This is a genomic window from Clostridium sp. AF28-12 (genome assembly GCF_003435225.1).
Taxonomy (GTDB): Bacteria; Bacillota; Clostridia; order Lachnospirales; family Lachnospiraceae; genus Pilosibacter; species Pilosibacter fragilis.
On record NZ_QWGJ01000011.1, the window covers coordinates 98,354 to 120,715 of the forward strand.

General features: G+C 48.2%; 18 protein-coding genes. 13 read left to right on the top strand and 5 right to left on the bottom strand.

The window, feature by feature from the left end:
• Positions 1 to 74: 74 nt before the first annotated feature.
• Positions 75 to 1,136 carry a GPR endopeptidase gene (gene gpr, locus DWY93_RS10730; RefSeq protein WP_117472274.1) on the top strand — a complete coding sequence of 354 codons (1,062 nt, stop codon included), beginning with the start codon at positions 75 to 77 and terminating at the stop codon, positions 1,134 to 1,136.
• A 163-nt stretch (positions 1,137 to 1,299) separates the two neighbouring features.
• The gene (locus DWY93_RS10735; protein ID WP_242990592.1) at positions 1,300 to 2,640 is read left to right on the top strand and encodes a stage II sporulation protein P; all 1,341 of its coding nucleotides are present in this window, start codon (positions 1,300 to 1,302) and stop codon (positions 2,638 to 2,640) included.
• A 17-nt stretch (positions 2,641 to 2,657) separates the two neighbouring features.
• Here DWY93_RS10735 and DWY93_RS10740 read toward each other — a convergent pair whose 3' ends face one another.
• Positions 2,658 to 4,016 (bottom strand): MATE family efflux transporter, encoded by a 1,359-nt coding sequence (locus tag DWY93_RS10740; RefSeq protein WP_117472278.1) that lies wholly within the window; start codon positions 4,014 to 4,016, stop codon positions 2,658 to 2,660.
• Positions 4,017 to 4,474: 458 nt separating this feature from the next.
• On the opposite strand from DWY93_RS10740, the gene lepA reads away from it, so the two are divergent.
• From lepA to glgD, 5 genes are all read left to right on the top strand, one after another.
• Positions 4,475 to 6,289 (top strand): translation elongation factor 4, encoded by a 1,815-nt coding sequence (gene lepA / locus DWY93_RS10745; RefSeq protein WP_117472280.1) that lies wholly within the window; start codon positions 4,475 to 4,477, stop codon positions 6,287 to 6,289.
• 82 nt (positions 6,290 to 6,371) lie between these two features.
• Positions 6,372 to 7,385 (top strand): NUDIX domain-containing protein, encoded by a 1,014-nt coding sequence (locus DWY93_RS10750; RefSeq protein ID WP_117470921.1) that lies wholly within the window; start codon positions 6,372 to 6,374, stop codon positions 7,383 to 7,385.
• Entirely contained in the window at positions 7,382 to 8,521 is a 1,140-nt protein-coding gene (gene hemW / locus DWY93_RS10755) for a radical SAM family heme chaperone HemW (RefSeq protein WP_117470920.1), read from the top strand. The genes DWY93_RS10750 and hemW overlap by 4 nt, the downstream gene beginning before the upstream one ends.
• 297 nt (positions 8,522 to 8,818) lie before the next feature.
• Complete coding sequence (locus DWY93_RS10760) at positions 8,819 to 10,027, top strand: glucose-1-phosphate adenylyltransferase (protein ID WP_117470919.1); 1,209 nt, start codon at positions 8,819 to 8,821, stop codon at positions 10,025 to 10,027.
• Positions 10,021 to 11,160 carry a glucose-1-phosphate adenylyltransferase subunit GlgD gene (gene glgD, locus DWY93_RS10765; RefSeq protein WP_117470918.1) on the top strand — a complete coding sequence of 380 codons (1,140 nt, stop codon included), beginning with the start codon at positions 10,021 to 10,023 and terminating at the stop codon, positions 11,158 to 11,160. Before DWY93_RS10760 ends, glgD begins: the two co-directional genes overlap by 7 nt.
• A gap of 203 nt (positions 11,161 to 11,363) precedes the next feature.
• On the opposite strand, the gene DWY93_RS17485 is transcribed toward glgD, so the two are convergent.
• Positions 11,364 to 12,077: a 3D domain-containing protein gene (locus tag DWY93_RS17485; RefSeq protein ID WP_015555032.1), complete on the bottom strand. Its 714-nt coding sequence runs from the start codon at positions 12,075 to 12,077 to the stop codon at positions 11,364 to 11,366.
• Between the two features lie 382 nt (positions 12,078 to 12,459).
• Between DWY93_RS17485 and hrcA the strand changes: the two genes are divergently transcribed.
• The 5 genes from hrcA to DWY93_RS10795 all read left to right on the top strand — a co-directional run bounded on the left by hrcA (position 12,460) and on the right by DWY93_RS10795 (position 17,985).
• A complete protein-coding gene (gene hrcA / locus DWY93_RS10775; protein WP_117470917.1) occupies positions 12,460 to 13,512 on the top strand; it encodes a heat-inducible transcriptional repressor HrcA in 1,053 nt (350 codons plus the stop codon).
• Positions 13,513 to 13,520: 8 nt separating this feature from the next.
• Positions 13,521 to 14,096: a nucleotide exchange factor GrpE gene (gene grpE / locus DWY93_RS10780; protein WP_242990593.1), complete on the top strand. Its 576-nt coding sequence runs from the start codon at positions 13,521 to 13,523 to the stop codon at positions 14,094 to 14,096.
• 84 nt (positions 14,097 to 14,180) lie between these two features.
• Complete coding sequence (dnaK, locus tag DWY93_RS10785) at positions 14,181 to 16,058, top strand: molecular chaperone DnaK (protein ID WP_117470916.1); 1,878 nt, start codon at positions 14,181 to 14,183, stop codon at positions 16,056 to 16,058.
• Between the two features lie 350 nt (positions 16,059 to 16,408).
• On the top strand, positions 16,409 to 17,575 hold the full coding sequence (gene dnaJ / locus DWY93_RS10790; protein WP_117470915.1) for a molecular chaperone DnaJ: 1,167 nt from the start codon (positions 16,409 to 16,411) through the stop codon (positions 17,573 to 17,575).
• Positions 17,576 to 17,805: 230 nt separating this feature from the next.
• A complete protein-coding gene (locus tag DWY93_RS10795; protein WP_117470914.1) occupies positions 17,806 to 17,985 on the top strand; it encodes a hypothetical protein in 180 nt (59 codons plus the stop codon).
• A 78-nt stretch (positions 17,986 to 18,063) separates the two neighbouring features.
• On the opposite strand, the gene DWY93_RS10800 is transcribed toward DWY93_RS10795, so the two are convergent.
• Entirely contained in the window at positions 18,064 to 19,092 is a 1,029-nt protein-coding gene (locus DWY93_RS10800) for a hydroxyacid dehydrogenase (protein ID WP_117470913.1), read from the bottom strand.
• Positions 19,093 to 19,421: 329 nt separating this feature from the next.
• Here DWY93_RS10800 and DWY93_RS10805 point away from each other — a divergent pair, with 329 nt between their 5' ends.
• Positions 19,422 to 20,387 carry a hypothetical protein gene (locus tag DWY93_RS10805; protein WP_117470912.1) on the top strand — a complete coding sequence of 322 codons (966 nt, stop codon included), beginning with the start codon at positions 19,422 to 19,424 and terminating at the stop codon, positions 20,385 to 20,387.
• 340 nt (positions 20,388 to 20,727) lie between these two features.
• On the opposite strand, the gene DWY93_RS17490 is transcribed toward DWY93_RS10805, so the two are convergent.
• Positions 20,728 to 21,051 carry a hypothetical protein gene (locus DWY93_RS17490; protein ID WP_242990594.1) on the bottom strand — a complete coding sequence of 108 codons (324 nt, stop codon included), beginning with the start codon at positions 21,049 to 21,051 and terminating at the stop codon, positions 20,728 to 20,730.
• A 145-nt stretch (positions 21,052 to 21,196) separates the two neighbouring features.
• A complete protein-coding gene (locus tag DWY93_RS10815; RefSeq protein WP_117512780.1) occupies positions 21,197 to 22,165 on the bottom strand; it encodes a LysR family transcriptional regulator in 969 nt (322 codons plus the stop codon).
• Between the last annotated feature and the right edge of the window lie 197 nt (positions 22,166 to 22,362).

Sequence of the window (22,362 nt, forward strand, 5' to 3'; positions counted from 1 at the left end):
CTTTCTCATTCAAACCAGCGCATGGCTGAACTGTAACGAAAAATAAGGAGAAAGTTGAGATAGGAGGCGTGTTTATGAGACAGGCGGATGTGGAGTTTACGGTGAGGACGGATCTGGCGCTGGAGGAGAGAGAGAAGGTGCAGGGGAGTGAGATTCCGGGGATCCGGGTGCGGGAGTGGGAGAAGGAGGAGACTGGGATCCGGGTGACGGAGGTCGCGGTGTGTGATGAGAGAGGAGAGAAGGCGCTGGGAAAGCCGGTGGGGATGTATTTGACGGTGGAGGCGGCTTCGCTGGCGAAGAAGGATGATGATTATCACAGGGAGGTCTCGGAGGAGTTGGCGGGGCTTTTGCGGGGGATGCTAAAGGAGCATGGGCTTGAGACGGAGAAGATGGGGCGGCCGGTGAGAACTCTGGTCGTTGGCCTGGGAAATCCGGAGGCGACGCCGGATGCTTTGGGACCGAAGGTTTTGGAGCATCTTCAGGCGACGAGGCATCTGGAGCTGGAGTATGGGACGGATTTTTGCAGGAAGCACGGGTATCCGGTCTTAAGCGGGATCACGCCGGGGGTCATGGCGCAGACGGGGATGGAGACGGCGGAGATCGTGAAAGGCATTGTGCAGGAGACGGAGCCGGATGCAGTGATCGTTGTGGATGCGTTGGCGGCGAGAAGTGCCGGGAGACTGGGAGTCACGGTGCAGCTATCCGATACGGGGATCCAGCCGGGATCCGGGGTCGGGAATCACCGGAGCGGGCTGACGGAGGAGACACTGGGGATTCCTGTGTTTGCGATCGGGATCCCGATGGTCGTCGGGGCGGCGGCGATCGTGTATGATACGGTTGGGGCGATGACGGAGGTGTTGAGGGAGAAGATAGGGTGTGATGTTTTGGAAAAAGATGATGAGGTAATGGAAGCGGAGGACTCGGACAGGGATCGAAATGGTGAAAAGAAAAGAAAATCCGGAGAGAAGAAGCTGGAAATTCTTCGGGTAGAAGAATCTTATGAGCTTGTTAAGGAACTCTTAAAGCCGGACCTCGGTCCCATGTATGTGACGCCCCATGATATTGATGAGCGGGTGGATTTTCTGAGCTTTACGATCTCGGAGGCGATCCATGAGGCGTTGTTCAGAACTGCATAGATTTGCGTGATATATGTGAAAAACTCTGCATTTTTTATTCGGAAATGGCTGTTGGTGCCTGGCTGATATGGTTCGGATTTTGCGGCGGCAGTATGGTTGCGCAGGTACTGAATAACCGCATATTCACATAAACTGTAAAGAAACGGCGAATCAGGCGGCAGATATGAGGCGGAGATGGTACTATTTTAAGCGGATGCTTCAGGCGGACCGCCTGTTTGTTGCGCAGATGATCGGAAATATCATCAGGATGATCCAGTATGCCGGGCGGTGGATCGTGTTGGCGGTGGTCTGCGTGGCGGCGCTGTATCTCGGACGTGGGTTGTGTGCGGGCGCATGGAAGGATTTCTATGAAAATTACGCGGTGCGGATCGCGGATGATGTGATGCGGGGATTTCTTCCGGCGTGGAAGGAGGATGAGGGTACGGCTTTTTATCTGGAGAGCAGAAAAAATGGCAGCAGGCGGACAAAGGAGTATGAGGAGATATTTGGGATCGAGAATGAGAATGGGGTACTGCGGGCAGAATGGATCGCAGACAGGGAACAAAATCAGGGAGTTTACGGAGATGATCGTAGGAAGAATGCATGGGGAAGCGGAAATGCGGATGAAAATGCACAAGACAGAGCAAAAACAGAAAGTTCAGAAGAATGGGGGAATTCGGGAAAAAGCGGAACTGGAGAAAACAGATCATCCCAGAATGAAAAGACGACACTCGCAGCAGGAACCTTCAACACCGGAAATTCCGGCATCATTTTAGAAAAACTCAACGATTACGACTACCTGATGAAAAAATTCTACAACGTCCACCCCACAACAACGGCGGGCCGGGACCTGATGCGGGCGGAGAATTTCCTCGCCGCGGACCTTTCCATCGAAAAAAACGCCGACATCCCCCAGATCCTGATCTACCATACCCACTCCCAGGAGACCTACGCCGACTACCCGGAAAATTCGGAGGCGGACGTGATCCACCTCGGAGAGTGCCTGGCGAAGCTTCTCAGGGAAAAGGGGTACAACGTGTACCATGATGAGAGCGTCTACGATTACCGGAACGGAAAGCTGGACCGCAGTGCGGCGTATACCTACGCTCTCGACGGGATCTCTGGTCTCCTGCAGAAATACCCGTCTATCGAGGTGGTCTTGGATGTCCACCGGGACGGCGTCTCGGATGGGACGAGACTTGTGACGGAGATCGACGGGACGGAGACCGCGAAGATCATGTTCTTCAACGGGACATCCATGAGCCCGGACGGCCCCATCGAGTATCTTCCGAATCCAAATCTCAAGGAAAACCTGGCGTTCAGCTTCCAGATGCAGCTTCTGGCTGCTGGAAAATATCCGGGACTTACGCGAAAGATCTATTTAAAAGGCCTCCGCTATAACGAGCATGTCCGGGCGCGTTCCGCCCTCATCGAGGTGGGCGCCCAGACAAACACGTATGCGGAGGCGAAAGCGGCGATGATGCCGTTATCCGATCTCCTGGATCAGGTACTGACAGGAGAATAACAGAACATGGGAAGAGGTTACATATTGATCTTTTTCTCCCATTTTCCGGACATATAGTAGAGCTCTACGAGAACCGAAGCTACGATCCAGCCCACCGGATATCCGAATCCGACAACTGCGGCTGTATTGCAGATCGAGGTCGCGATATAGAGATAGATCTGGCGGAACAGGACAAAGGAGAACAGCATGATCAGCATTGGTGTCCTGGAATCTCCGGCTCCGCGCATCGCGCCCGCAACGACCTGGTTCGGGCAGCAGAATGCCAGCATGAACACGTTCATCCGGAGAAACATGGTTCCGTACCGGACAACGTCAGGCTCCTGGTTGAAGACTGCGACGAGCCGAGGCGCAAAGAGGAAAAGGATCCCAGCGCTGGCGAATGTAATGAGGAGTGCCAGCCGGAGAGCCACACCGGTTCCTTTTTTCGCGCGGGGCAGATTCCCGGCTCCCAGGTTCTGACTCATAAAGGTCGTGGATGCCTGTCCGATACTCTGCATCGGAAGGAAAACAAACTGGTCGATCTTTGAGTAGCTGCTCCATCCGGCCATGCAGCTGGATCCGAAGGTGTTGATATAGGACTGGACATACACGTTGGAAAATGATGTCAGTGACTGCTGAAATCCTGTCGGTAGTCCGACCATGAGGATCTGCCGGAAGATTTTTTTGTTGATCCGCAGGTCCTTCCAGGTCAGGCGGTAATTCTCCGTGCTTCTGGTGAGAACGATGAGCACGAGAATTGCGGAAACAAACTGGGAGATGATCGTCGCGTAGGCAACTCCCTCGATGGCCATGCCGAAGCCCACTACAAAAAGAAGGTCAAGGCCGATATTCATGACACTGGAGAGACAGAGGAAGTACAGCGGCCGCTTCGTATCGCCAACGGCACGCAGGATAGCACTTCCCATGTTGTATACAAGCAGACCGAAAACGCCGGAAAAATAGATCTTTAAGTATACGGAGGCGGACGGCAGGACATCATCCGGTGTGGACATAAATTTTAACATATAGGGGGCAACAAAGATTCCAAGACCTGTAAAAATGATCCCACATATGAAGGTCACTGCCATCGTGGTCTCCACGGCAATGTGAAGCTTTTCGTCATCGTGGGCCCCATAGTACCGGCTGATGACGACACCGGCACCAACAGAGGTACCGGTAAAGAACATGACGATCATGTTGATGATGCTGGTGGTGGAACCTACGGCGGCGAGAGCATGGGAGCCGACAAAGTTTCCAACAACGAGACTGTCCACAGTGTTGTATAGCTGTTGAAAAAGGTTTCCGATCACGAGGGGAACCGCGAACATGATCAGGAGCTTTGTGATGGACCCTGAGGTCATGTCCATGGACTGCTGTTTTTTCCGAGTTTGATTCATATGTTATCTCCCGGGCAGCCATTCAGAAAACGCAGAACGGTCAAGGAATATACAGGATCTGCGAACATGAAGGATAGCTGCTGAAATGATAGAAAAGGTGGACGGGTGACGGGACGAAGAAAAGTCCTGAATATACGTGACAAAATGTTAATTAAAGTCTAAATCAGAATGGATAGAATGTCAATTGATTTTACAACACATAAAAGAATTGTAATTTGTCAGCTTTTTGTCTATTTTTTATCACATCCAAACCTCATACTACTGCTTGCGCGGAAACCTAAAAAATGCTATATTTAACATGATAAATTGCCATTTCTGTCCCCAAGGGAGAAATTCCTGTGTATAAAGGTATTTTCCGATGGACCGAACGATCAGGAGTAAAGATCTGGTGGTTCGACAAGCAGTGACAGAGAAATGGATCATATAAAGAAGAAATCATATAGAAGAGAGGAACATGAATGGTTCATTATTCCCAGGATAAAATCAGAAATTTCTGTATCATTGCCCATATCGACCACGGTAAATCCACGCTGGCGGACCGCATTATCGAGAAGACCGGTCTTTTAACCAGCCGTGAGATGCAGGCCCAGATCCTTGACAATATGGATCTTGAGAGAGAGCGCGGAATCACGATCAAATCCCAGGCAGTCCGCACGGTTTACAAGGCAAAGGACGGCGAGGAGTATATCTTTAACCTGATCGATACCCCAGGTCACGTTGACTTTAACTATGAGGTATCCCGAAGCCTTGCGGCGTGTGACGGTGCGATCCTTGTTGTAGATGCGGCTCAGGGCATTGAGGCCCAGACGCTTGCAAATGTGTATCTTGCCCTTGACCATGATCTTGATGTTGTCCCGGTCATCAATAAGATCGACCTTCCGAGCGCTGATCCGGACCGTGTGGCGGAGGAGATCGAGGATGTGATCGGACTTGAGGCTCACGACGCACCGAGGATCTCTGCAAAGATGGGACTCAATATCGAGGATGTTTTGGAAGCGATCGTCCATAAGATCCCGGCTCCGAAGGGGGATCCGGAGGCACCGCTTCAGGCGCTGATCTTTGACTCACTCTACGATTCCTACCGCGGTGTTATCGTATTCTGCCGTGTGAAAGAGGGAACCGTGAAGAAAGGCACCCCGATCCAGATGATGGCGACGGGAGCTTCCTACGATGTCGTTGAGGTCGGATATTTCGGCGCAGGCCAATTTATCCCCTGTGATGAGCTCCGGGCCGGCATGGTTGGATACATTACAGCCAGCATCAAGAATGTGAAAGATACCCGCGTGGGTGATACGGTGACGAACCGCTTAAATCCGTGCGCGGCCCCACTTCCGGGATATAAGAAGGTAACACCGATGGTGTACTGCGGACTCTATCCGGCGGATGGAGCGAAATATCCGGAGCTCCGTGATGCTTTAGAGAAGCTGCAGTTAAACGACGCGTCCCTGTTCTTTGAGCCGGAGACATCCATCGCACTGGGCTTCGGATTCCGCTGCGGATTCTTAGGGCTTTTACACCTGGAGATCATCCAGGAGCGCCTGGAGCGCGAGTATAACCTTGACCTCGTGACGACGGCACCGGGCGTTGTATACCGGATCCACAAGACGAACGGCGAGGTGATCGACCTCACGAACCCGTCCAACATGCCGGATCCGTCCGAAATCGAATATATGGAGGAGCCGATCGTCTCCGCAGAGATCATGGTGACTACAGAATTTGTGGGCGCGATCATGCAGTTATGCCAGGAACGCCGCGGCGTTTACCTCGGCATGGAATATATGGAAGAGACGCGTGCACTCTTAAAGTATGAGCTTCCGTTAAACGAGATCATCTACGACTTCTTTGACGCGCTGAAATCAAGATCCCGCGGTTACGCGTCCTTCGACTACGAGTTGAAGGGATACGAGCAGTCACAGCTTGTAAAACTCGATATCCTGATCAATAAGGAAACTGTGGATGCCCTTTCCTTCATCGTGTTTGAGGGATCCGCTTACGAGCGCGGCAGAAAGATGTGCGAAAAGCTGAAGGATGAGATCCCGAAGCATTTATTCGAGATTCCGATCCAGGCTGCTGTGGGTGGTAAGATCATTGCCCGTGAGACGGTGAGAGCCATGAGAAAGGATGTCCTCGCGAAGTGCTACGGCGGCGATATCTCCCGTAAGAAGAAGCTTCTCGAGAAGCAGAAGGAAGGCAAGAAGCGTATGCGCCAGGTCGGAAACGTGGAGATTCCGCAGAAGGCGTTTATGAGCGTTCTGAAGCTGGACGAGGAGTAAATTAAAATATTGATCCAGATAAAAAGTCCATTTCAGATCGTTCGAAGAAATGGACTTTTTTGCACATAGATGAGGAACTATTATGAAGCTTACAACATTATGCTACATTGAAAAAGATGACAAATACCTGATGATCCATCGTATCAAGAAGAAACACGACGTCAATAAAGACAAGTGGATCGGCATTGGCGGGAAGTTTGAGCGGGGGGAGAGCCCGGAGGACTGCATTTTAAGGGAGACGAAGGAGGAGACAGGCCTGACACTCACAAGCTATAGACTTCGGGGCGTTCTGACTTTCATGTACAATGATGATGATGCCGAAATGGAGTACATTTTCCTCTACACGGCAGATGGCTTTACAGGTGAGCTGGCAGACTGCAATGAGGGGACTCTGGAGTGGGTTCCTAAGACTGAGATCGACAGCCTGAACCTCTGGGAAGGCGACCGGATCTTCCATCGGCTTCTCGACGAGGAAGCACCGTTCTTCTCTTTGAAACTCCGCTACCAGGATGATCTCTTAAAGGAAGCGGTCCTGGACGGAAAACCGCTGGAGCTTCTTGATCTCCTCGATGAGAATGGAGAGCTGTCGGGGCAGGTGAGAGAGCGCACGCTGGTCCATCTCAACGGTGACTGGCACCGGACGAGCCATGTCTGGGTCGTAAGAAGACGGAGGGACGGCGGACATGACCTGCTTTTACAGAAGCGGAGCAGAGGGAAGGACTCCTTCGGGGGCTGCTACGATATCTCCAGCGCCGGGCATATTCCGGCGGGACAGGACTATCTGGAGTCGGCGCTCAGGGAGTTGAAGGAAGAGCTGGGAATTGCGGCAGAGCCGGAAGACCTGCGGCTTGTCGGGGTCCATGACGGACGCTATGAAGGCGAGTTCCATGGACGGATCTTTAAGAATCATGAGAAGAGTCATGTTTTTGCTTATGAAAAGCCGGTAGAGATCGAAAAACTCAAGCTTCAGAAAGAAGAAGTGGAGTCTGTGAAGTGGATGCGGATCGAGGATGTCCTGGCGGCGGTGAAAGCCCATGATCCGGGATACTGCCTGTTCGAGGACGAGATCGAGATGCTCAGTGAGGTTCTCGCATGAACGGGGGCATGGAATTATATCTGCACATGCCGTTCTGTGTGAGAAAATGCGCTTACTGCGACTTCCTTTCATTTCCGACGGACCAGGAGACCCAGAACCTGTACACGAGGCGGCTCAGGGAAGATATTGACGCCATGGGAAAAAAATACGGGGACATTCCGGTAGATACGATCTTTATCGGCGGCGGAACCCCGTCCGTGCCGGATTCGGCGCTGATTGTCGGGATCATGGAACATGTGCGGAAGGCGTTTCATGTGGCGGAAGGCGCGGAGATCTCCATGGAGGCGAACCCTGGAACCGTGACAAGGGAGAAACTCACAGATTACAGGTGGGCCGGGATCAATCGCCTGAGCTTTGGACTCCAATCAGCAAATGACAGAGAGCTAAAGCTTCTCGGCCGGATCCATACCTGGGCGGAATTCCTGGAGAGCTTCCATCTGGCCCGGGAGTGCGGGTTCACGAACATCAATATCGACCTTATGTCAGCGTTGCCGGGACAGACCCGCGAGTCCTGGAAGGACACCTTAAAGCGGGTCACGGACCTGAATCCGGAACATATCTCGGCGTACAGCCTGATCATTGAGGATGGAACTCCTTTCGGTGAGAAGTACGGGAGCGAAGAGGGACGGAAACTTCTTCCCGACGAGGATTCCGAGAGGGAGATGTACCACGAGACGAAGCGGTTCCTGCGGGACTGTGGGTATGAGCGGTACGAGATCTCAAACTATGCGAAGCCGGGGAGAGCGTGCCGCCACAATATCGGTTATTGGACAGGCTTGCCCTACCTGGGACTGGGACTCGGGGCATCCTCCTACATGGACGGCTGTAGGTTTGCGGTCAATTCCGATATGAAGCAGTATCTGGAAGAAAAGCCGGGGATGTTTACGGATGTGGAAAAGCTCACGAAGAAAGACATGGAGGAGGAATTCTTCTATGTGGGACTACGGATGACAGCCGGGGTGTCCCTTCCGGAGTTTGAGCGGAGGTTCGGGGTGTCCGCGAAGGACGTCTATCCGGGGCTCATGGAAACGTTTGTGGAGGAAAAAGCAGCGGTATTTCAGGGCGACCGGTTCGTTCTGACGGATTATGGACTTGATGTGAGCAATTATATTATGGCGCAGTTTCTGCAGGACTAAAGATCCTGCGGAGACCGCGCTTTTTTTCAGCCGTAGTTTTCGATGTCAGAGATCCTGCGTGGAGTGAAAAAGGGCATGCATGCTGAGAAAAAACAAGTAGATCATAAGCGTAGCTTAAATGGTACAGAGGATAAAAAAGCAGAATACATATATAGATCATGTAAAAAACATGGTAAAAGTGCATAAAACCACTATCAAAAACGGCAACAATGTGATATGATTTGTACAATCCAATGAAATGTATGGTTGTACATTTTGCACGGAGAGACTGTATCCAAAAAACAGGGGGATATTATTATGGCTAAGGAAATGATCGCAATGCTTCTTGCAGGCGGCCAGGGGTCAAGACTCTATGCACTGACACAGAAGCTTGCAAAACCGGCAGTCCCTTTCGGCGGGAAATACAGAATTATTGATTTTCCGCTCTCGAACTGCGTAAATTCCGGAATTGATACCGTGGGAATTCTGACCCAGTACCAGCCGATGGTACTGAATGAGTATATCGGAAACGGCCAGCCGTGGGACCTCGACCGTCTTTACGGTGGAGTACATGTACTGCCGCCGTATCAGAAGGCATCCGGTTCCGACTGGTATAAGGGAACCGCAAACGCAATCTATCAGAACATTCCGTTCATCGAGCGCTACGATCCGCAGTATGTGATCATCTTATCCGGTGATCAGATCTGCAAGCAGGATTACAGTGATTTCCTGCGCTTCCACAAGGAAAAAGGCGCAGAATTCAGTGTCGCGGTTATGGAAGTGCCGTGGGACGAGGCATCCCGTTTTGGTCTGATGGTGGCGGATGGGGACGACCGGATCACAGAGTTTCAGGAGAAACCGAAGAACCCGAAGTCGAATCTGGCTTCCATGGGAATCTATATCTTTAACTGGGATATTTTAAAGAAGTACCTGATCGAGGATGAGGCAGACCCGAATTCCGAGAATGATTTCGGAAACAACATCATTCCGAACCTCTTAAAAGACGGACGGAAGATGTACGCGTACCACTTTGCGGGATACTGGAAGGACGTTGGAACGATCTCATCCCTCTGGGAAGCAAATATGGAGGTTCTTGATCCGGAACACAGCGGGATCGATATCTTTGATGAAAACTGGAAGATCTACAGCCGGAACAGCGGTATGACCGGTCACAAGATCGGCTCCAACGCAGTCGTTGAGAATTCCATGATCACAGACGGATGCCGGATCGACGGAAGTATTAAGCATTCGATCCTGTTCTCTGGTGTCAGGGTAGAAAAGGGAGCGAAGATCGAAGATGCCGTTGTCATGGGCAAAACGGTCATAAAGGCCGGAGCTGTTGTAGAACACTGTATCGTCGCGGAAAATGTTGTGATCGGTGAAAATGCCGTTGTTGGATCCATGCCGAAGGGGGAAGAACACGGCGTTGCGACGATCGGTTCCGGAATCACCATCGGAAAGGGCGCAAAGATCGGCCCGAACGCCATGGTCAATAAAAATGTGGAGGATGGTGAAGAACAATGGTAAATTCCAATGCAAATGCGATCGGTATTATTTTTCCAAACAGTTATGATAATCTGGTGCCGGAGCTTGCGGGTGACCGCCTGATGGCATCGATCCCGTTTGCGGGACGTTACCGGATCATCGACTTCCTGCTTTCCAGTCTCGCAAACTGCGGGATCAGCAATATTGCCATCGTGGTCCGGGAGAATTATCATTCCCTGATGGACCATCTGGGCTCCGGACGAGCGTGGGATCTTCTCAGAAAAAACGGAGGCCTCAGTATTTTTCCGCCCTATGCGGAGAAAAATATGAAGGTCTACAGCGGACGCGTCGAGGCACTTGAGAGCATCCTTCCGTATCTGAAAAGCAAAAAAGAAAAGTATGTGATCATGATGGACGCCAATATCGCGGTGGATTTTGATTTCAACGCAATGTTAGCGGAACATATCGAGAGCGGTGCCGATGTGACGGTTGCCTACACAGAGCAGGAGATCCCGGCGGAACTGATCCGCGCAGGTTCCCACGGGGATATGTATTACACGTTAAAGCTTGATGACGGACGCGTGAGACGGATCTTTATGAATTCTGAAATGTGCGGAAAACAGAACCTCTCCATGAATATTTATATTATGGATAGAGAAGCACTGATCGATAAGATCCATGCGGCGTTTGTACGTGGATACTCCTGCTTCGAGCGTGATATCCTTGCACCGCGTCTTGAGAAGTACAATATCCGCGGATATAAATATGATGGATATTACGCGAGGATCTGCGGCTTAAAGAGCTACTTCGATGAGAATATGAAACTTCTCAATGATGAGAATCTGGACGCGCTGTTTACCGGCGGCCAGATCTACACAAAGATCCGTGATGACAACCCGACAAGATATATTAACGGATGTAAGACAAAAAATAACCTTGTGGCTGATGGCTGCGTGATCGAAGGCGATGTGGAGAACTGTGTTCTCTTCCGAGGCGTTAAGATCGCAAAGGGCGCAAAGATCAGAAACAGTGTCCTGATGCAGGATACGGTGGTGAAAGCAGGCGCACGGCTGGATTACGTTGTCACAGACAAGAACGTGACGATTGAGGTTGGCCAGGAGCTGAAGGGAACGGATACACAGCCGTTTTATGTGGCGAAGGGGCATACTGTTTAAAGATAGGAGCAAGCCTGTGAATTCAGGAGAGGTCCTGACTCACATAAGATATGTATAATTAAGAAAGGGAATCTTTCATGAGCATTTTCGCATGCTCAGGAGAGATTCCCTTTTTTGCCATGTAGCAGGAAGAATTTATTAGGGGATGTCCTTCCAGTCCTGTCATATATCGGGTGGAAACTCATATAACGGGGCAGATGAACTTAAGACTGGATCAGATAGACCTCAGACCGCTCAACGCCGTGATCTCTTGTTTCCGAATGTGTGTTGTAAAAAATATCGATATGTTTTCCTTTGACGCCGCCTCCGACGTCCTCAGCGATATACTCGACACCATCGATCAAAAGGTGGCTTCCAAGCGGAATGACCCGCGGGTCAACGGCTACGGTGCGGCTTGCGGTCGCCTGGGTTCCGGTCTTTGTGAGACGGCCGTAGCCCTCGGAGCAGCTTCTGCACGGGCAGTAAGCTGTGGTCTTAAATGTACCTAAGGAAACGAGGGTGGCATTTTTGATGATCTTTGTTGCGGTATTGTACTGGTAAGCTAACGGAAGTGCTGTGCCGTTCACGCTGAGCTTGATCATGTAGGTATCATCCGGGATGGAGGACCAGTCGATCATGATCTCAAAGCCGTGGGCACCGTTTCCGATGCCGCTTTCCTTTAAGTCATTGCGCTCGATATCAGCTTCGGCGGTCTCAGATAAAAGAGACTCGCCAGTATGGGAGTTGGCCACAGTGACGGTGACGGAGACCGGGGTATCCGGGGCAGCGGAGTTCCACGCCCATCCGGAAACCTTATTTCCATCGATGCTGTCCAGGTGGCCAGAGTTTTTCGGGGTACTTGCGAATGCACATACGGTGTTTAAGAGCATCGAAATGACGGTCAGTAAAACACAGATGGTCAATCTAAATTTCTTCATATAACAATCCTTTCTTTTTTTGTTTCATATCTATTACAAATTATATGCAGATGTGTAATAGAAATGTAACAATTTGGAAACAAGTATGTATTATACATAATTTTCCAAATTTGTCAAGTTTTTGGGTATTACTGCCAGGACGCAAACAGTCCCCCCATATGGCAGAAATGTTCTTAATGTGACGCAAAGCCCCCGGGATTCACAGGAAAATCCAGGGGAAAGCCGGGCGGATCCTGTAAAATCCTGGTAGAAAAAGGCGATGAAAAAAATAGTGAAAAAAATGTGAAAATTATCAAAAGCCCTTGACAAACAACACACTAAGTAATATAGTAACAACTGTAAATGTTAGCACTCCTCAATAAAGAGTGCTAATAAAGAAGAGGTGAGAGTTTTGGAACTGGATGAGAGAAAAGAAAAAATTTTAAAAGCGATTATCCAGACGTATCTGGAGACCGGTGAGCCGGTGGGATCCAGAACGATTTCCAAATACTCGGATCTGAAGCTCAGCTCCGCGACGATCCGAAATGAGATGTCTGATCTGGAAGAACTTGGCTACATCATTCAGCCGCATACCTCGGCGGGACGAATTCCTTCCGATAAAGGTTACCGCTTCTATGTTGACCAGATCATCAAGGAAAAAGATAGTCAGGTCGAGCATATGCAGGAACTGATGATCCAGCGGGTAGACCGCGTGGAACTGCTTCTGAAGCAGCTTGCAAAGGTTCTTGCCAACAATACGAACTATGCGACCCTGATCAGCGGACCGAGTTACAACCAGACAAAGTTAAAGTTTATCCAGCTCTCGAAGGTGGAGGAACACAAACTTCTGGTGGTAGTCGTTGTGGAAGGAAATATTATAAGAAACTCCTTTGTTACGATCGATGAGGAACTCAGTGACGAAGAGCTTCTGAATTTAAATATTCTTTTAAACAGCAGCCTGAACGGTCTGACGATCGAGGAGATCAACCTTGGCGTGATCGCAAAAATGAAAGAACAGGCCGGATCCCACAGAAGAGTGGTGGATCTGGTGCTGAATGAAGTCAGTGAAGTGATCCGGTCCCAGGACGAAGATCTCCAGATCTATACCAGCGGGGCAACCAATATTTTCAAATACCCGGAGCTTTCCGATACGGAAAAAGCGAGCCAGCTGATCGGTACTTTGGAACATAAAGAACTTCTCAGGGGACTGATCGACGGGCAGCAGCAGAATAAAACGGATGATCCGGACAATGAAATTCAGGTCTATATCGGAGATGAAACTCCGGTCCAGAGCATGAAAGACTGCAGCATCGTAACCGCAAATTATGCGCTCGGCGATGGGATGCGCGGAACGATCGGTATCGTGGGACCAAAACGAATGGACTACGAAAAAGTCGTATCGACCTTGAGATCGTTAGTTGCGCAGCTGAACGAAACGTTTAAAAATGAAAGGTGAAGAGAGCAGTGAAAGAGAAAGAGTTAGAAAAAGAGAAAACGGAAAAAGCCGTTTCTGAGGAAAAAGAAACCAAAGAGACAGCCGCTTCCGAAAAAGAAAATAAAGAGACGTCCGAAAAAGAGGAAAAAGCTTCTGAAAAGAAGAAAGATCCGAAGGACGAGAAGATCGATGAGTTAAATGACAAGCTCAAGAGATCCATGGCGGAGTTTGATAACTACCGCAAGAGAACGGACAAGGAAAAGTCCGCAATGTATGAGATCGGTGCGAAGGATGTAATCGAAAAGATCCTTCCGATCGTCGATAACTTTGAAAGAGGTCTTAATTCCATTCCGGAAGACGCGAAAGGATCCGCGTTTGCAGACGGAATGGAAAAGATATATAAGCAATTTGTAAAGACACTCGATGATATGGGCGTTAAGCCGATCGAGGCAGTCGGAAAACCGTTCGACCCGAACTTCCACAACGCAGTGATGCATGTGGAGGATGAGAATCTCGGCGAGAATGTTGTGGCAGTGGAACTCCAGAAGGGCTACACCTACAAAGATTCCATCGTTCGTCACAGCATGGTGCAGGTTGCAAACTAACATTGAAACAATGTGATCATCCGGCAGAGACTGCTGGACGACCACTCATTCCTAATATTCCAAATTTAGAGGAGGAAAATCATTATGAGTAAGATCATTGGTATTGACTTAGGTACAACAAACAGCTGCGTAGCAGTTATGGAAGGCGGTAAACCAACAGTTATCGCTAATACAGAAGGTGTCAGAACAACACCGTCTATCGTTGCATTTACAAAGACAGGAGAAAGACTTGTGGGTGAGCCGGCAAAGCGTCAGGCAGTTACAAACGCTGACAGAACCATCTCCTCCATCAAGAGACATATGGGTACCGACTACAAGGTAGATATTGACGGCAAGAAGTACACACCGCAGGAGATCTCCGCGATGATCCTTCAGAAGTTAAAAGCAGATGCTGAGAGCTACCTCGGTGAAAAAGTAACAGAAGCTGTTATCACAGTTCCGGCTTACTTCAACGATGCCCAGCGTCAGGCAACAAAGGATGCAGGTAAGATTGCCGGTCTTGATGTAAAGCGTATCATCAACGAGCCGACAGCGGCAGCCCTTGCTTACGGTCTTGACAACGAGAAAGAGCAGAAGATCATGGTATATGACCTCGGCGGCGGTACATTCGATGTTTCCATCATCGAGATCGGTGACGGCGTTATCGAAGTTCTTGCGACGAACGGTGATACACACCTCGGCGGTGATGATTTCGATAACCGTGTCACACAGTGGATGATCGACGAGTTCAAGAAGACAGAGGGCGTAGATCTTTCCGGTGATAAGATGGCACTTCAGAGATTAAAAGAAGCTGCTGAGAAAGCAAAGAAAGAGCTTTCTTCCGCAACAACAACAAACATCAACCTTCCGTTCATCACAGCAACTGCTGAGGGACCGAAGCACTTAGATATGAACCTCACAAGAGCTAAATTCGATGAGCTGACAAGTGATCTCATTGAGAGAACAGCAATTCCGGTACAGAACGCGTTAAGAGACGCTGGTTTAACAGCAGCAGAGCTCTCCAAGGTTCTCCTCGTAGGTGGTTCCACACGTATGCTTTCCGCACAGGAAAAGGTTAAACAGTTAACAGGCAAAGAGCCGAGCAAGAGCTTAAACCCGGATGAGTGCGTAGCCATCGGTGCAGCGATCCAGGGTGGTAAGTTAGCAGGCGATGCCGGTGCAGGTGACATCCTTCTTCTCGATGTAACTCCGCTTTCCCTTTCCATCGAGACAATGGGCGGCGTTGCTACAAAGCTGATCGAGAGAAACACAACGATCCCGACAAAGAAGAGCCAGGTATTCTCCACAGCTGCTGATAACCAGACAGCCGTAGATATCCACGTTGTACAGGGTGAGCGTGAGTTCGCAAGAGACAACAAGACTCTTGGCCAGTTCCGTCTTGACGGTATCCTTCCGGCAAGAAGAGGTGTTCCGCAGATCGAAGTTACCTTCGATATCGATGCAAATGGTATCGTAAACGTATCCGCTAAGGACCTCGGCACAGGCAAAGAGCAGCATATCACCATCACATCCGGATCCAATATGTCCAAGGATGATATCGATAAGGCTGTTAAGGAGGCTGCAGCTTACGAGGCTGAGGATAAGAAGAAGAAAGAAGCGATCGATACAAGAAATGAAGCTGATTCCATGGTATTCCAGACAGAGAAGGCAATGGAAGAAGTTGGCGATAAGATCGATGCAAACGATAAGGCCGCTGTTGAGGCTGACTTGAATGCCCTCAAGGAAGCGATCAACAAAGCTCCGGCAGAGCAGATGACAGACGCCCAGGTCGAGGAGATCAAGGCAGCGAAAGAGAAACTCATGAACAGCGCGCAGAAGCTCTTCGCAAAGGTTTATGAGCAGGCTCAGGCAGCTCAGGGCGCAGCAGGCGCACAGGGCCAGGCAGGTCCGCAGGCTGGACAGAGCGCAAGCCAGGCTGGATATGGCGATGATGTCGTTGATGGCGACTACAAAGAAGTCTAAATAACAGTTTGATCGAGCGACAATGAGGGCTGGAAAGGACGTTGCAAGATAGCTTGCATAAGTTCTTTTTAGCCGGAATTGCCAGTTGGCGGACGCCAAAGGTCTCTTGTTTTTGTGAAATGAAAACAGGAAGACAGCTCGAGTCAGGCACTATAAATCCGAAAGAACGCCCCATCTTGGGCGTTCTTTCGGTTGCCTTATATCAAGATTTTGATCGGCAACGATCCGGAAATATTGCCGCGGCAGGACTCAGCCGTGACGTCTGAAGAAAGCTTCCGTCGGCAGGTTCCGTAAAAAGGTACGCGTGAAGCGTGGTACCGCTCACTAACAGGAAAGGTAAGAATAAAGAAATGGCAGAGACCAAGCGTGATTATTACGAAGTCCTCGGCGTGCCGAAAAATGCGGACGAAGCGGCGTTAAAGAAAGCATATCGAGTTCTTGCAAAGAAATACCATCCGGACGCAAATCCGGGAGATAAAGAGGCGGAGGCAAAGTTTAAGGAAGCTTCCGAGGCATACAGCGTTTTAAGTGATCCGGAAAAGAGAAGAAAGTATGACCAGTTCGGTCATGCAGCCTTTGAGGGAGGCGCAGGCGGGGCCGGTGGCTACGGCGGATTCGATTTCAACGGAGCCGACATGGGAGATATCTTTGGAGATATTTTCGGAGATTTCTTCGGAGGTGGACGTTCCGCTTACGGAAGAAGCAGCAACGGTCCCATGCGCGGCGCAAATTTAAGAACCGGCGTAAGGATCACATTTGAAGAGGCAATCTTTGGCTGCGAGAAAGAGATCGAGCTCACATTGAAGGATGAGTGTCCGAAATGTCACGGAACAGGCGCAAAGCCTGGTACATCTCCGGTTACCTGCCCGAAATGTAACGGTAAAGGTAAGATCGTCTACACCCAGCAGTCCTTCTTCGGTCAGGTACAGAATGTCCAGACATGTCCGGACTGCCGAGGTACCGGTAAGATCGTCAAGGAGAAGTGCCCGGACTGCTACGGTACCGGATATATCTCCAGCAAGAAGAAGATTCAGGTCAAGATCCCGGCAGGTATCGACAACGGACAGAGCATCCGCATCGCAGGAAAAGGAGAGCCCGGAACGAACGGCGGCGAGAGAGGAGACCTTCTCGTTGAGGTAACCGTATCCAGAAGCCCGGTATTTATGCGCCAGGAGACATCCATCTTCTCCACAGTACCGATCTCCTTCGCAACAGCAGCCCTTGGAGGTCCGATCAAGATCAAGACCGTCGACGGCGAGGTTGAGTACGAGGTAAAACCGGGAACCCAGACCGACACAAAGGTACGTCTCCGCGGCAAGGGTGTTCCGTCACTGAGAAATAAGAACATCCGTGGTGACCATTATGTAACGCTTGTTGTTACAGTTCCGGAGAAGCTTACGGAGGAGCAGAAAGAAGCCCTCAGAAAGTTTGATGATGCGATGAAGGGGGTTGCATCGCCGGAGGGAAAGAAGAAAGGTTTTTTCAATAAGTTAAAAGAAGATTTCAAAAATGAATAATTGAAAATAAAGCGGGAAACGCACGTTTTGCATGCAGAAATGAGCTGTAGCAGGACGTGCGTTTTTTCGTTTGTGAAATAAATATGCTAATATAAGACTATCAACCAGATCTCTTTCCTGGAGATCGCAGCCCGTAATTCCGGGCGTCTGTGGTATCTGACTTCAGTTCTGAAATCATTCCCACGAAATTGCAAAAAAACTCTATATCGTGTACAATGAAAGGAGAAACTATGACGAAAGTAAAGAGAAACTTTAAGGACAGTCTTTTCCGAATGGTATTTCATGGGAAGGAGGAGTTACTGAGTCTGTATAATGCGGTAAATGGAAGCTCGTATACGAATGCAGATGATCTGGAAATCAACACACTGGAAGACGTGGTATACATGGGAATGAAAATTATAAACGTATAACAAAACAGGCAGAACCTATCACTCCGATAAGTCCTGCCTGCTTTCGTTATATGAGAAAAGAAGTTGGCAAACGATTGTTTAGAAATCAAACATTCCAGCCGGTTTTGTATCCGGTTTCTTTGTGTCTGTGTAGGTCTTAGCTGTCTTATAGTCAACATCGTTGATCGGCCATGTCGGCTTCTTGCCTTCGTAGACTTCCTGAACGCCCATAGCTGCGAAGTAGGAAGCACGATGGGCAGCTTCAGATGTGTTGCCGCCGATATGCGGATAGATGATAACATTGTCGAGAGTTAAGAGTGGGTTAGCCGGATCAACCGGTTCCTTCTTGATTGCGTCAAGACCGGCACCTGCGATCACGCCATTCTTGCATGCCTCGTAGAGAGCATCCTCGTCCACACAGCCGCCGCGTGCGGTGTTGATTAAGAATGCTGTCGGTTTCATCATTGCGAGACGATCTGCATTTACCATGTTCTTGGTAACCGGAGTGTTCGGGCAGTGAAGGGAAACATAGTCGCACTCTTTGAAGATGCGGTCAAGGTCGCGGACAACCTCAACGCCGTCCGGGAACTCAGAAGCTGGTTTGTACGGGTCATATGCGAGAACATTCATCTCGAATGCGAGGCAGCGCTTTGCAACGCGGCTTCCGATGTTGCCGCAGCCGATCAGACCGATGGTCTTGCCGTTTAATGTGTTCTTGCGGACTTTTAATTTTGCCTTGTAGAAGTCATTTACCCATGTCTTGTGAAGAACAGTCACGTTACGGCTGCACTCTAAGATGAGTAACATTGCTGTCTCTGCAACGGAGGTGCTGTTTGCGACCGGTGCGTAGAGAGCCTGTACATGGTTGTCGTGGCAGGCCTTTACGTCAAGAGCGTCGAAACCGGCACCGTGACGAACGATAACCTTTAAGTTCGGGTTTGACTCGATCACTTCGCGTGTGATCGGTGTGATACGGACGATCATAGCGTCCGGCTGATATTCCTTGAAATCAGCGAGAACGTCCTCTGTCTCAAAACCGCGGCCGTCGATTACGGTATGGCCAGCATCCTCAAGAAGCTTACGGCCTTCGGACATAATTTCCTGTGGGAGTAGAATTTTCCAACCCATGATAATACCTCCTATAATGAAACATTTTTGATAAACTGTTTTTCACTGTCTTTATTATAGCGGAGATTGTTCACAAAATAAAACAATCTGTTTTTGTAAGGTTGAAAAGGAAATGTTGTTGGAAATCGCTGGTACGAAAAGAGACGCTTATATGTTATAGCACTTTCTTTTATAAGGCAAATATGCTAATATAAGATTATCAAACAGATCTCTTTCCTGGAGATCCCTGCCCGTGATTCCGGGCGTCTGTGGTATCTGACTTCAGTTCTGAAATCATTCCCACGAAATTGCAAAAAAACTCTATATCGTGTACAATGAAAGGAGAAACTATGACGAAAGTAAAGAGAAACTTTAAAGACAGCCTTTTCCGACTGGTGTTTCATGGGAAGGAGGAGTTACTGAGCCTGTATAACGCGGTAAACGGAAGTTCGTATACGAATGCGGACGATTTGGAGATTAATACGCTGGAAGATGTGGTGTATATGGGGATGAAAAATGATGTCTCATTCTTGTTTGCACATTATCTGAATTTGTATGAAGCCCAGAGTACCAGTAATCCAAACATGCCATTGAGGGGAACCATATATTTTGGAGATCTGATAAAGGGATGGGTAGAAAGCAACCATCTTGATATGTATTCCGAAAAGCAGATCATGATCCCAAAGCCGAAGTTTCTTGTCTTTTATAACGGTTTAAAGAAGGAACCGGAAAGAAGGATTCTCCGGCTGTCAGATTCATTTGAAGGCGGGCAGGATGAGGAGGCAGCGCTGGAGTGTACTGCGATCATGTTAAATATTAATTATGGATACAATCAGAAATTAATGGAGAAGTGCCAGACATTGCACGATTATTCTTATTTTGTGGAAAATGTGAGACAGGGAGTCCGTGTCGGAAAGACATTGGAGGAAGCTGTAGATGAAGCAATCAGTAAGTCCTTGAAAGAGGGCGTGTTGAAGGATCTTTTAAAGAAAAACAGAGCGGAGGTGCGAAACGTGGTATTGACAGAATATAACGAAGAGCTGCATCTGAAAAATGTGAGGGAATGTGGGTATGAAGAAGGATACGATAATGGATATGATAGTGGATATGGCAGTGGCTTGGACCAGGGACGCATGCAGAACCAGATTGAATTAGTAATAAAAAAAGTACGGAAAGGTCAGTCGCTGGAACGGATTGCGGATGCTCTGGAAACATCGGAAGATCAGCTGAAAGAAATATACGAGGCGGTAGTGAAAGCAGCGCCGGAGTATGATCTTGAGAGAATTAAGGGAGAGTTGAAAATAAATAACCGTTAACTGACTATAAAAAGCTACAGAAAAATTTCTAACAGGTTTCTTCTATGAAGATACAGCAAAAAACAGGCAGAACCTATCATCTTGATAAGTCCTGCCTATTTTCGCTATATGAGAAAAGAAGTTGGCTTTTACGGATCGTATGCGAGAATATTTATCTTGAATGTGAGACAGTGCTTTGTAACGTAGCATCCGGTGTTGTCGCTGCCGATCAGATTGATGGTTCTGCCTTTAATGTGTTCTTGCGCACTTTTAATTTTATCTTGTAGAAATTGTCTGATTTATCGCAACATACCCATGTCTTATGGAGAATAGTCACGTTACGGCTGCACTCTAAGGTGAGCTATATTGCTGCCTCTGCAATGGAGGTACTGTTTGCGGCCGGTTCGTGGAGAACTTGAATGTTGTTGTCAGGGTATGTTTTTACGTCAAGAACGTCGAAATCGGCATCGTGACGAACGATAACTTTTAAGTTCGGGTTTGGCTCAATCACTTTGCGAGTGGTTGATGTGATACGAACGATCATAGCATACGGCTGACTTTCATGGAAATCAGTGAGAACATCAGCGGTCTTGAAAACGCGACCGTAGATAATTATATTATGGCCTGTATCTTCAAGAGGCGTGCGGCTTTCGGACATAATTTCCTGTGACAGTAAATTTTCCAACCCATGTTCCTATAATGAAACGTCTTTGATAAGCTGTTTTTCACTGTCTTTATTATAGTGGGAAGTGTTCGCAAAATAAAACAATCTGTTTTTAGTAAGATTGAAAAGGTAATGTTGTTGAATTGAAAAAATCACTGGTACGTCATTATACAAGTGGGTCAGCTTTATGTGCAAGGTGCACGGTTTCAACTGTAGATGCATACTCAAGGAGAAGTTCAATTAAATATTTCATATATAGCGGCAGATAGCGGCCTTTTGAGTAGGCAATCGCAAGCTGGTGAGGAAGATGAACTCCATTTGAATAAATTGGAAATATATTCATATCTGATGGAATCTCTTTTAAATGGTTAGCAAGATGCATTTGTGTCATGATACATGCAGCAAAACCTTGGGAACATAGTTGAAATCCAAGAGGCGTGTAGGTGCTGTAAGAATAAATTTTAGGTTGAATCCCAGCAATATCAAAACAAGAACGGATTTTATTCCATACAATATTTTTAAAAGCACAGAAGGGAAGCTCAGAAAAATGTGTGATTTCAATTCCTTGAATTCCCTGCTCTTTTAAACTCTCTTTTGTAAGAGGGTAGAATTGATCTAAAAGTTTCTCGGAAACACATAAATATAATTTATCGTTTAGGAGCAGCTTTTGTTCAATTTCAGGATGACTATCTGAATAGGCGATAATTCCCAAATCAAGATCGTTACTGGTTAAAAGAGGCACCAGTTTAGAAGTAACAGCTTCTGTAATTTGAAAATCCACAAGAGGATATCGTTCGTGAAATTTAGGAAGAACAGCTGAAAAACATGTACTTAGGCGCAATGCACTTGAAGAAAAACGGATAGTGCCACGTTCTTCTTTGGACATATCAGAAAGTGTATCTTTTAAATTTTGATGATTAATAATGACCATATCAGCGAATTTTAATACCTCTGTGCCTGCCGAAGTGAGAGATAGTTTTGGCTTTCGATAAAAGAGTGGGGTTCCATAAAAGTTTTCAAGACGCTGAATGTGATTGCTGAGTGTTTGCTGAGATATATATAATCGATTGGCTGTATGTGTCATATTTAAACTTTTTGATAGTTCCGAGAAATAATATAAACTTTCAATATCCATAAAGCCCTCCATATGCTTAATTACAAAATTTATTTGTAGAGAATAAAAAAAAGCTCCGTTGGATTTAGTAGTATAAATATACTACTATAAAGCTAACAAAAAAACAAGAGCGGTTGGCAGAAAATGTTAATCAGAATACAAAAATACAAACAATATTGAATATTACGGGTACTTTTACACCACTTGTCCGGATTGAG